The sequence below is a fragment of the Pseudomonas sp. Lb2C2 genome (genome assembly GCF_052112205.1).
Taxonomy (GTDB): domain Bacteria; phylum Pseudomonadota; class Gammaproteobacteria; order Pseudomonadales; family Pseudomonadaceae; genus Aquipseudomonas; species Aquipseudomonas kilonensis.
The window spans coordinates 16819-28319 of record NZ_JAUTYW010000015.1 but is presented as its reverse complement, the minus strand read 5'-3'; the positions used below and the strand labels follow the sequence as shown (position 1 = coordinate 28319).

The 11501-nt window shown below is 61.3% G+C and carries 11 protein-coding genes; 8 read left to right on the top strand and 3 right to left on the bottom strand.

Features of this window, described 5'->3' with window-relative positions; all coding sequences use genetic code 11:
* Positions 1-216: 216 nt before the first annotated feature.
* A complete protein-coding gene (locus Q7F16_RS30040; RefSeq protein WP_018605104.1) occupies positions 217-1710 on the bottom strand; it encodes a CoA-acylating methylmalonate-semialdehyde dehydrogenase in 1494 nt (497 codons plus the stop codon).
* A 71-nt stretch (positions 1711-1781) separates the two neighbouring features.
* Positions 1782-3131 carry an aspartate aminotransferase family protein gene (locus Q7F16_RS30035; protein WP_003197518.1) on the bottom strand — a complete coding sequence of 450 codons (1350 nt, stop codon included), beginning with the start codon at positions 3129-3131 and terminating at the stop codon, positions 1782-1784.
* A gap of 122 nt (positions 3132-3253) precedes the next feature.
* On the opposite strand from Q7F16_RS30035, the gene Q7F16_RS30030 reads away from it, so the two are divergent.
* The 6 genes from Q7F16_RS30030 (at position 3254) to Q7F16_RS30005 (ending at position 9751) form a co-directional block, all read left to right on the top strand.
* Complete coding sequence (locus Q7F16_RS30030; RefSeq protein WP_014336429.1) at positions 3254-4174, top strand: LysR family transcriptional regulator; 921 nt, start codon at positions 3254-3256, stop codon at positions 4172-4174.
* Positions 4175-4379: 205 nt separating this feature from the next.
* Positions 4380-5030: a TetR/AcrR family transcriptional regulator gene (locus tag Q7F16_RS30025; RefSeq protein ID WP_003197514.1), complete on the top strand. Its 651-nt coding sequence runs from the start codon at positions 4380-4382 to the stop codon at positions 5028-5030.
* A gap of 7 nt (positions 5031-5037) precedes the next feature.
* A complete protein-coding gene (locus Q7F16_RS30020) occupies positions 5038-5619 on the top strand; it encodes an IMPACT family protein (protein WP_046064425.1) in 582 nt (193 codons plus the stop codon).
* 534 nt (positions 5620-6153) lie between these two features.
* Positions 6154-7707: an ABC transporter ATP-binding protein gene (locus Q7F16_RS30015; RefSeq protein WP_409557395.1), complete on the top strand. Its 1554-nt coding sequence runs from the start codon at positions 6154-6156 to the stop codon at positions 7705-7707.
* An 11-nt stretch (positions 7708-7718) separates the two neighbouring features.
* A complete protein-coding gene (locus Q7F16_RS30010) occupies positions 7719-8825 on the top strand; it encodes an ABC transporter permease (RefSeq protein ID WP_409557394.1) in 1107 nt (368 codons plus the stop codon).
* Positions 8825-9751 carry an ABC transporter permease gene (locus Q7F16_RS30005; RefSeq protein WP_014336425.1) on the top strand — a complete coding sequence of 309 codons (927 nt, stop codon included), beginning with the start codon at positions 8825-8827 and terminating at the stop codon, positions 9749-9751. Before Q7F16_RS30010 ends, Q7F16_RS30005 begins: the two co-directional genes overlap by 1 nt.
* A 68-nt stretch (positions 9752-9819) precedes the next feature.
* On the opposite strand, the gene Q7F16_RS30000 is transcribed toward Q7F16_RS30005, so the two are convergent.
* Positions 9820-10248, bottom strand: coding sequence for a hypothetical protein (locus Q7F16_RS30000; protein WP_409557393.1), 429 nt, complete (start codon positions 10246-10248; stop codon positions 9820-9822).
* A gap of 80 nt (positions 10249-10328) precedes the next feature.
* Here Q7F16_RS30000 and Q7F16_RS29995 point away from each other — a divergent pair, with 80 nt between their 5' ends.
* The gene (locus tag Q7F16_RS29995; RefSeq protein ID WP_014336423.1) at positions 10329-10679 is read left to right on the top strand and encodes a MerR family transcriptional regulator; all 351 of its coding nucleotides are present in this window, start codon (positions 10329-10331) and stop codon (positions 10677-10679) included.
* A 25-nt stretch (positions 10680-10704) separates the two neighbouring features.
* Positions 10705-11391, top strand: a complete 687-nt coding sequence (locus Q7F16_RS29990; protein WP_014336422.1) for an SDR family oxidoreductase — start codon at positions 10705-10707, stop codon at positions 11389-11391.
* Positions 11392-11501 lie beyond the last annotated feature (110 nt).

Genomic DNA, 11501 nt, shown 5'->3' with positions numbered 1-11501 from the left:
CCGGGCTTCGATGACCTGAAGCCCAACACCTTCGAAACTTACTTAACTCATTGAATCTCAAGGAGTTTTCCGTTTCGACTGCGCCGGAAGTGGGGCGAATTATAGACTTCCAGAATCTGCCGTCAACACCTTTCTTCACAATTCTGTCACATCAGTCAAAAAGCCCCGTAAACACAGAGGCCGGCGCCCAAGGGGGCCGGCCTCTTCACTTACCGGTTACAAGCTGGGGAACGCAAACTGCGAAGCCTCATGGCTGGCCCGCTGCGGCCAGCGCTGGGTAATGGCCTTGCGACGGGTATAGAAACGCACGCCGTCCGGGCCGTAGGCGTGCAGGTCACCGAACAGTGAACGCTTCCAACCGCCAAAGCTGTGATAGGCAACCGGCACCGGCAATGGAACGTTGACGCCCACCATGCCGACTTCGATCTCATCGCAGAACAACCGCGCCGCCTCACCATCGCGAGTAAAGATGCAAGTGCCGTTGCCATACTCGTGATCGTTGATCAACTGCATCGCCTCTTCCAGGCTGTTAACCCTGACGATGCACAGCACTGGCCCGAAGATCTCTTCCTTATAGATGCGCATCTCAGGGGTCACGCGATCAAACAGGCAGCCACCCAGGAAGAAGCCCTCCTCATGCCCGGTCACACTCAAGCCACGGCCGTCGACCACCAGCGAAGCACCCGCCGCCACACCGTCTTCTATATAGCCGCTGACCTTGTCCCGATGCTGACCGGTCACCAACGGCCCCATATCCAGCCCGCAAGACGTGCCGGCGCCAATCTTCAGCGCCTTGATCTGCGGCACCAGCTTGGAGACCAATGCATCCGCCACCTGGTCGCCGACACACACCGCTACCGAAATCGCCATGCAGCGTTCACCGCACGAACCGTACGCCGCGCCCATCAGTGCGCTGACGGCATTGTCCAGATCCGCATCCGGCATCAGCACCGCATGGTTCTTCGCCCCACCCAGCGCCTGGACGCGTTTGCCGCGTCGGGTGCCCTCGGCATAAATGTATTCGGCAATCGGCGTCGAACCGACAAAACTCAGCGCCTTCACTTCTGGCGCTTCGATCAGTGCGTCCACTGCAGCCTTGTCGCCATGCACCACGCTCAATACGCCCTTGGGCAAACCGGCTTCCAACAACAACTGGGCGATCAGCAACGTCGAACTCGGGTCTCGCTCGGACGGCTTGAGAATGAAGCAGTTGCCGCAGACGATCGCCAGCGGATACATCCACAGTGGCACCATCGCCGGGAAGTTGAACGGGGTGATGCCCGCCACCACGCCCAAAGGTTGAAAGTCTGACCAGGCGTCGATGTTCGGTCCTACGTTACGGCTGTATTCGCCTTTCAGGATTTCCGGTGCTGCACAGGCGAACTCGACGTTTTCGATGCCGCGCTTGAGCTCACCGGCCGCGTCTTCCAAGGTCTTGCCGTGTTCTTCACTGATCAACTGCGCGATGCGCGACTCGTTCTGCTCCAGCAATTGCTTGAAACGAAACATCACCTGCGCGCGCTTCGCCGCCGGTGTATTGCGCCAGGCCGGGAAAGCCGCCTTGGCGGCGTCGATGGCCTGCTGGATGGTCGCGCGATCAGCCAACGGCACTTTATGGATGGCCTGGCCAGTGGACGGGTTGAACACATCGGCGGTGCGAGCGCTGTCGCTCAGTAGTTCGCCATTGATCAAATGCGGGATGAGGCTCATGGGGACTCCAAAATTATCCACAGGCGCCCGTGACCGGACGCCCGTTATCGAAAGCTATATAGAAGGACGTATCAGTCGAGCTTGTTCAGCACTTCACCGACCGCATCGAACAGGCGATCCAGATCCTGCGGCTTGCTGTTGAACGTCGGCCCGAACTGCAGCGTGTCGCCGCCGAACCGCACATAGAACCCGGCTTTCCACAACGCCATGCCGGCCTCGAACGGACGCACGATGGCATCGCCGTCGCGCCCGGCGATCTGGATCGCGCCGGCCAGGCCATAGTTGCGAATGTCGATGACGTTCTTCGCGCCCTTCAAGCCGTGCAATGCATTCTCGAAATGCGGGGCGATCTCGGCCACGCTCTGTACCAGATTTTCCTTCTGCAGCAGGTCCAGCGCCGCCAGGCCAGCCGCGCAGGCCACCGGGTGTGCCGAATAGGTATAACCGTGGGGAAATTCCACCGCGTACTCAGGTGTCGGCTGGTTCATGAAAGTCTGGTAGATCTCGGAGCTGGCAATCACCGCCCCCATGGGAATCGCACCATTGGTGACTTGCTTGGCGATGCACATCAGGTCCGGGGTCACGCCGAAGCTGTCGGCACCGAACATCGAACCGGTGCGACCGAAACCAGTGATCACCTCGTCGAACACCAGGAGAATGCTGTGCTGGTCGCAGATTTCCCGCAGGCGCTTGAGGTAACCCTCAGGCGGCACCAGCACGCCGGCCGAACCCGCCATCGGTTCGACGAACACTGCGGCGATGTTGGACGCATCGTGCAGTTCGATCAGCTTCAGCAGTTCATCGGCCAAGGCGATGCCACCCTCTTTCGGCATGCCACGGGAATAGGCATTGCTGGCCAGCAAGGTGTGAGGCAAATGGTCGACGTCCATCATGGCTTGGCCAAACAGTTTGCGGTTGCCGTTGACACCGCCGAGGCTGGTGCCGGCGATGTTCACGCCGTGATAGCCACGGGCACGACCAATCATCTTGGTCTTGGTCGCCTGGCCCTTGAGACGCCAGTAGGCGCGGACCATCTTCACCGCGGTATCGGCGCACTCGGAGCCGGAGTCGGTAAAGAACACATGATTGAGATTGCCCGGGGTCAGGCTGGTGATTTTTTCCGCCAGTTGGAACGACAGCGGATGGCCGTACTGGAACCCCGGCGAGTAATCGAGGGTACCCAGTTGCTTGGCGACCGCTTCCTGGATTTCCTTGCGGGTGTGCCCGGCGCCGCATGTCCACAGGCCCGACAGCGAGTCGTAAACCTTGCGCCCCTTGTCATCCACCAGCCAACTGCCTTCGGCAGCGACGATCAGGCGCGGATCGCGCTGGAAATTGCGGTTGGCGGTGTAAGGCATCCAGTGGGCATCCAGCTTGAGCTGGCTGGCCAGGGAACCGGCAGCGTGTTCGGGCATGTTCATCGACAAAACCTCGCAGGTCATAAGCGATAGGGGATCGAAAGCGTTCTTGCAGCTAAGTTGCCACGGCGATAAAGTCGGTGAAATCCAACTTTTGTAACCTTCAGTCGGTGGATCACTAAACTATGAGCGTTCGTCGTCCCGATCCACTGGCCCAGGTCAGCGACTTTGATATTCGCCTGCTGCGCATTTTCCGCAGCGTAGTGGAATGTGGTGGATTTTCCGCCGCTGAAACCGTGCTTGGCATCGGTCGCTCGGCCATCAGCCAGCAGATGAGCGACCTCGAACAACGTCTCGGCCTGCGCCTGTGCCAGCGTGGGCGCGCGGGCTTTTCCCTGACCGAGGAAGGTCGCGAGGTGTATCAATCGGCGTTGCAGCTATTGAGCGCACTGGAAAGCTTTCGCACCGAGGTCAACGGCCTGCACCAGCATTTGCGCGGTGAGTTGACCATCGGCCTGACCGACAACCTGGTCACCCTGCCCCACATGCGCATCACCCACGCTTTGGCGCAATTGAAAGAACGCGGGCCGGACGTGCAGATCCAGATCCGCATGATCGCCCCCAACGAAGTCGAGCAAGGCGTGCTCGATGGGCGCCTGCATGTCGGCGTAGTTCCCCAGGCCAGTGCCCTGTCCGGGCTGGAATATCAACCGCTGTACAGTGAACGATCGCTGCTGTACTGCGCGGTCGGGCATCCGCTGTTTTATGTCGATGACCAGCAACTTGAGGACGCTCGCCTCAACAGCCAGGACGCCATCGCGCCGACCTTCCGCCTGCCAGCCGAAATCCAGGCCCACTACCAGGCGCTCAATTGCACCGCGAGCGCATCGGACCGCGAAGGCATGGCGTTCCTGATCCTCACCGGACGCTACATCGGTTACCTGCCCGATCACTACGCCAGCCTCTGGGTCCAGCAAGGTCGGTTGCGAGCCTTGAAACCAGCGGTACGGTTCTATGACCTGAGCCTGGCGTCGGTCACGCGCAAGGGCCGCCGGCCTCACTTGGTGCTGGAGAGTTTTCTCGAAAGCCTGGCGGCCACCCGCTGATCCCCTGTGGGAGCGAGCTTGCTCGCGATAGCGGTGTGTCATTCAGCACACTGCGAATTGATTAACCGCTATCGCGAGCAAGCTCGCTCCCACAAGGGGCAGAGGATCGCCATCGAGAGGCTTTTAGTGTGATGGCACTTGTCGGATTGATGCCGGTGCGCTATCAACGCAGTTGCTTGCCCACAGACCCAGCCCGGAAACGCCCATGACCTTTGAAGTCCCTGCCCACGGTGGCAAGCCCACCAGTCGCATTCGTCAAAAGAATGAAGAGACGATCCTCAAGGCTGCCGAAGATGAATTCGCCCGTCACGGGTTCAAAGGCACCAGCATGAATGCCATCGCCCTCAAGGCCGGGCTGCCCAAGGCAAATCTGCATTATTACTTCACCAATAAACTCGGCTTGTACGTGGCGGTGCTGAGCAACATCATCGAATTGTGGGACAGCACCTTCAATACCCTCACCGCCGAGGATGATCCGGCCGAAGCCTTGACCCGCTATATCCGCGCCAAAATGGAGTTCTCTCGTCGCCAACCCCAGGCCTCGCGATTGTTTGCCATGGAAGTGATCAGCGGTGGCGAATGCCTGACCGAATATTTCAACCAGGATTATCGCGCCTGGTTCAATGGCCGGGCGGCCGTATTCCAGGCCTGGATCGATGCCGGCAAGATGGACCCGATCGACCCGGTGCACCTGATTTTCCTGCTGTGGGGCAGCACCCAGCATTACGCCGACTTCGCCACCCAGATCTGTCGCGTGACCGGGCGCAGCAAGTTGACCAAGCAAGACATGGTCGAGGCTGGCGACAACCTGATCCGCATCATTCTCAAGGGCTGCGGCCTGACACCAGCGCTCTAAGATCGCCATGCCCTTTACCCTTGCCGGTTTTTGCGAATACCGCGAAGAAATTCGCAAAAGCCGTTTCATTACGTTCGCCGCGCCCATCACCAGCCCCGCCGACGCCCAGGCCTTTATCGAGCAGCACAGCGACCTGAATGCCACGCACAATTGCTGGGCCTGGAAACTCGGCGACCAATACCGCAGCAACGACGATGGCGAGCCGGGTGGCACCGCCGGGCGACCGATCCTGGCCGCGATCGAAGCACAGGCTTGCGATCAGGTCGCAGTGCTGGTGATCCGCTGGTACGGCGGGATTCAACTGGGCACGGGCGGGCTGGCCCGGGCTTATGGTGGTGGCGCGAACAAATGCCTGCAAAACGCCGAGAAAATCGAATTGATCAGCCGTGTGCCCCTGCACTGTAGCTGCGGGTTCGCCGAACTGCCCTTGGTGAAACTGCGCGTCGCCGAATGCGGTGGACTGGTCAATGAAGAACACTTTACGGCCAATGGCGTAGACCTGCAGTTGGCCGTGGGTGAAGCGCAGATCGAAACACTGCAAACGCAACTGGCCGACCTGAGCCGTGGACGGATTCGGTTAGGGCGCTGAGTTCAAAGGCTGCAACCTTTCAGGGCGCCCCGCAATCGTTCAACTTGCCCACATCCACTGTGCACCCGACTGTGGATAACCTGAGCACATTCCTCTGTAACCCTTCTGTCATGCGGGTTTGAGAGGGTTGCTCATTTTTCAGCCAAAGTCTCGCCAAACCGAGGAATCCATCCACAAAACAAGCGCTTGCGGCGGTTTATCACCTTTAGAAGAAAGCCACGCAATGCTTATGCCCGAGTTTCCGGCTTGCGCACAATAACTGTGGAGCAACCTGTGGATAACCCGTTCATGGCTCCTGCCACCCCAAGAAGGGCATGGCCCGCAGCCGCTTGCTCAATTTTTAACCACCCATTTCAGGGCAAACCGGTGCCTGCACCAAATCCTCGTGCGCCAAGCCGGTGCAGAATTTCCCTAGGACAGGCGTCCGGGCCACACGTAGAAGGCCTTGGCGGCGGGGCCAAGGTAATTTCCTGACCTGATGGCCAGGAAATTGCTTTATCCACAGGCATTCCTGTCCATCGGCCCGAGCCTGTCATGTCCAACCCCGATTCCATCGCGCGCCTGCAATTGCGCAACATCAGCAAACGCTACCCCGGTTGCCTGGCCAACGACGCCATCGACCTGAGCATCCAACCCGGCGAGATACACGCCCTGCTCGGGGAAAACGGGGCGGGAAAAAGTACCCTGATGAAGATTATCTACGGCGTCACCCCTGCCGATTCGGGTGAAGTGATCTGGCAGGGCCAGCGCGTCAACCTGCGCAACCCGGCCCAGGCCCGCAGCCTGGGAATCGGCATGGTGTTCCAGCATTTCTCGCTGTTCGAAACCCTCACCGTTGCGCAAAACATTGCCCTGGCAATGGGCGCGGCAGCCGGTACGCCGGCGCAGCTGGAACCTCGGATCCGCGAGGTTTCCCGGCGCTATGGCATGGCGCTGGAGCCGCAGCGGCTGGTCCACAGCCTGTCGATTGGCGAGCGGCAGCGGGTAGAGATCATTCGCTGCCTGATGCAGGACATTCGCCTGCTGATTCTCGACGAACCGACCTCGGTGCTCACGCCCGCGGAAGCCGAAGAATTGTTCGTGACCCTGCGCCGCCTGGCGAGCGAGGGCTGCAGCATCCTGTTTATCAGCCACAAGCTCGGGGAAGTGCGGGCGTTGTGCCACAGCGCCACGGTGCTGCGCGGCGGGCGGGTGTCGGGGCATTGCACGCCGGCGCACTGCTCGGACCAGGAGTTGGCGCAACTGATGGTCGGCGAAGCGGCCGGGCTGATCACGGATTATCCCAAGGTCAGCGCAGACAAAGCCTTCCTGCAAATCAACAAGCTGTCCTGGCACAACCCGGACCCGTTCGGCTGCTCGTTGCGGGACATTGACCTGGAGGTGCGCAGCGGCGAAATCGTCGGCATCGCCGGGGTGGCGGGCAATGGTCAGGACGAATGGCTGGCGTTGCTCAGCGGAGAAACTCCGCTTGCCCGCCAGCAAGGCGAAACGATCCGATTCGACGGGCAACCCGTGGCTCATCTACGCCCCGACGCCCGTCGCCGGCTTGGGCTGGCATTTGTCCCCGCAGAACGCTTGGGCCATGGCGCCGTGCCGCAATTGAATCTGGCGGATAACGCCTTGCTCAGCGCTTTCCAACAGGGCCTGGTCAGCCACGGACTGATTCGCCGCAGCAAGGTCGAACACCTGGCCGAGGAGATCATCCGTCGCTTTGGCGTGAAGACACCCGACACCAAAACCCCTGCGCGCAGCCTCTCAGGAGGCAACCTGCAGAAGTTCATTCTCGGTCGGGAAATCCTCCAACAGCCGAAGCTGCTGGTGGCCGCTCACCCGACCTGGGGCGTGGACGTCGGCGCGGCGGCGACCATCCATCGCGCCCTGATTGCCCTGCGCGATGCAGGCGCGGCGATTCTGGTGATCTCCGAAGACCTCGACGAACTGTTCCAGATCAGCGATCGCCTCGGTGCCTTGTGCGGTGGGCGTCTGTCGGCCTTGAGACCCACCGTCGAGACCCGGCTCAGTGACGTCGGCGGCTGGATGGCCGGCCAGTTCGACGCCCCTCAATCCCCTGCCCCCGCGCCGGTTTAACGGAGTTCTACATGCTGCTTTCTCTCGAACCTCGCGGCCAGCAATCGCGCCTGATGCTCTGGTGCTCGCCGCTCTTGGCCGCCGTGTTGACCCTGGGCTGCGGCTCACTGCTGTTTATCGCCCTCGGGCATGACCCGTTGCAAACGCTGTACACCTTGTTGATCGCCCCAATCAGCGATCTGTACGGCGTGTCCGAGTGGCTGGTCAAGACCCTGCCGATCCTGCTGTGTGCCCTCGGCCTGGCAGTGGCCTATCAGGCGCGAATCTGGAACATCGGCGCCGAAGGCCAACTGCTGCTGGGCGCCCTGGCCGGCAGTGCCTTGGCGGTGAACATCATCGACATGCAAAGCCGCTGGGCACTGGTGCTGATCCTGCTCACCGGCACCCTGGCCGGTGCCGCCTGGGCCGGGCTCACAGCGTGGCTGCGCACGCGCTTCAACGCCAACGAGATCCTGACCAGCATCATGCTCAATTACATCGCCCTGAACCTGCTGCTGTTTTGCGTTCACGGGCCGTTGAAAGACCCGGCGGGTTTCAACTTCCCGGAGTCGGCGATGTTCGGCGAGGCCAGTCGCCTGCCGTTGCTGCTGGAGGATGGCCGGGTCCATGCCGGGTTGTATTTCGCCCTGTTGGCACTGGTGGCGGTGTGGGTCTTGTTGCAGAAAAGCTTCGTCGGCTTTCAGATCAAGGTGCTGGGCCTCGACGCCCGCGCCGCCGGTTTCGCCGGCTTTCGCCAGAAGCCGCTGGTGTGGCTGGCGTTGTTGATCAGCGGTGCGCTGGCCGGGCTGGCCGGCGTCTGCGAAGTGACCGGCCCGATCGGCCAACTGGTGCCGCAGGTGTCGCCGGGCTACGGCTATGCGGCGATTACCGTGGCCTTCCTGGGGCGCCTCAATCCCATCGGCATTCTGTTTGCCAGCCTGTTGATGGCCCTGCTGTACATCGGCGGTGAGAGCGCGCAGATGTCGTTGAACCTGCCCCAGGCAATCACCCAACTGTTCCAGGGGATGATGCTGTTTTTCCTGTTGGCCTGCGACGTGCTGATTCTGTACCGGCCACGCCTCAACCTGCGCTGGGCCCGACGCACCCGAACCACCGCCGTACAGGCAGGAGCGCTGTGATGGATATCGACCTGTTGAGCAATATTTTCTACGCCATGATCCGCTGCGGCACGCCGTTGCTGCTGGTGGCCCTGGGTGAATTGGTCTGCGAAAAAAGCGGCGTCCTCAACCTGGGCCAGGAAGGCATGATGCTGTTCGGTGCGGTGATCGGTTTTATCGTCGCCTTCAACAGCGGCAACCTCTGGCTCGGCGTGCTGCTGGCGATGGCTGCCGGCATGCTGTTGTCGGCGTTGTTCGCGCTGGTGGCGTTGGTGTTCAACGCCAATCAGGTCGCCACCGGGCTGGCGCTGACGATTTTCGGGGTGGGCCTGTCGAGTTTTGTCGGGGCGGCCTGGGTCGGCAAACCGCTGGCCGGCTTCGAGCCGCTGGCCATTCCCTACCTGAGCGACATCCCGTTGATCGGGCGGATGCTGTTTGCCCAGGATCTGCTGGTTTACCTGTCCTTTGCACTGTTTGCCCTGGTGGCGTGGACGATCATGAAAAGCCGCGCGGGATTGATCATCCAGGCCGTTGGGGAAAACCCCGATGCCGCCAGCGCCATGGGCCTGCCGGTGCTGCGGGTGCGAACCCTGGCGGTGTTGTTTGGCGGCGCCATGGCCGGGTTGGCCGGCGCCTATCTGTCGCTGGCCTACACGCCGATGTGGGCCGAGAACATGAGCGCCGGACGCGGCTGGATCGCCCTGGCGCTGGTGGTGTTCGCCAGTTGGCGGGTGTGGCGCCTGCTGCTGGGCGCCTACCTGTTCGGCCTCGCCAGCATCCTGCACCTGGTGGCCCAGGGGTTGGGCCTGGCGATTCCATCGAGTCTGCTGGCGATGCTGCCGTATGCCGCGACCATTGTGGTGCTGGTGCTGTTATCCCGGGATGCCGTGCGTACCCGGCTGTATGCGCCGGTATCGCTGGGGCAGCCTTGGCAGGCGGGGCATTGATATAGACTGCGGCGCGCCTATCGCGGGCAAGCCTTGCTCCCACAGATTTTCCTGAGTCCCACAGACTTTCAGTGATCTGTGGGAGCTAGGCTTGCCCGCGATGAGTCCCGAACAGGCAATACCTGAACCAAGCCCCACACCACCTCGAAAAACAGGAAAACCCACAACACCGCACTGGCCCCATGAAGCAGCCCATACAGCATCCAGGCTGCAAACAAGAAACGCCCCACCGCGTCATAACGCCCATACAGTGCCTGCGGATCCCGAATCCGTAGCACTGACCACACGCAGACAATCGAGCCGAGCATATTCACCATCAGCACATGCGCCGGCGCAAACGGCGGCAGTTCTCCAGGCAGGTCGAATAGCTGAGTCAAGCTCATCAACACACCATGCAGCGCCGCAAAGCTCCACGGCGTGACCAGCGCGGCCGACACGATCAGATCGTACCAGGCGCTGCCAAGCACCACCCGGCGGTATTGCATCGAAGTCCACATACACTTTCTCCAGATAATTGGGGAGCAAAGAGGCTAAAGCCTGGGGTATGCTCCAAGGTCAAGCCCTCTGGAGTTACACAATGCGCATCGGTGAATTAGCCCAGGCCTGCGCCGTCAGTCGAGACACGCTGCGCTTCTACGAACAGCGGGGCCTGATCGCGGCGTCGCGCAGCGCCAATGGCTATCGCGACTATCCCGCCGACATAGTGCAACTGGTGCTCTATATCAAGACCGCCCAGCGCCTGGGCTTTACCCTGGGCGAGATTGGCGCCAGCGTCGCCGCCCTGTGGAACGCCCCAGATCCGGACTGCGCCGTGACGCAATTGCTGCAAGACAAACTGAACCTGATCGAAACCCGCATCACCGAACTCGACGCGTTGCGTCACGAGCTGAAACAACGGCTCGGGCAACGCTGTCCATTAAATCCATGACCTTTTCCTTTCAAGGATGCCTCTCATGAATTCGGCAAGAAACGCATTGATCATCGGCGCCTCCCGGGGCCTGGGCCTTGGTCTGGTGAAGACGCTGCTCAGCGATGGCTGGAACGTCACCGCCACCGTGCGCAACCCGCAGAACGCAGAGGCTTTGAAGGCGCTGGGCCCGGTGCGGATCGAAAAACTCGACATGGACGACCAGCAAGCGGTCATCGCCCTGAGCCAACAGCTCAAGGGCGAGACCTTCGACCTGCTGTTCGTCAATGCCGGCGTCAAGGGTCCGGACAACCAGAACCCGGGCGGCGCGACGCTGGCGGAAGTCGGCCAGCTGTTCTTCACCAACGCCGTGGCGCCGATCAACCTGGCTCAACGCTTTGTCGGCCAGATCCGCGACGGCAGCGGCGTACTGGCGTTCATGAGTTCGGTGCTGGGCAGCGTGACCATGCCCGACGCGCCGGAGCTGGCGCTGTACAAGGCCAGCAAGGCGGCGCTCAACTCCATGACCAATAGTTTTGTCAGCCAACTGGGCGAGCAGACATTGACCGTGCTGTCGCTGCACCCGGGTTGGGTGAAGACCGACATGGGCGGCGAAGGCGCGGACATCGATGTCGAGACCAGCACTCGCGGGCTGATCGATCAAGTGAATGCGTTCGCCGGCAAAGGCGGACATCACTTCGTCAACTATCGGGGCGAGACAATCCCTTGGTAACTCCGCTAATCCCCTGTGGGAGCGAGCTTGCTCGCGATAGCGGTAGGTCAGTCGACATCGATGTTGGATGTGAGGCTGCCATCGCGAGCAAGCTCGCTCCCACCAAGCCC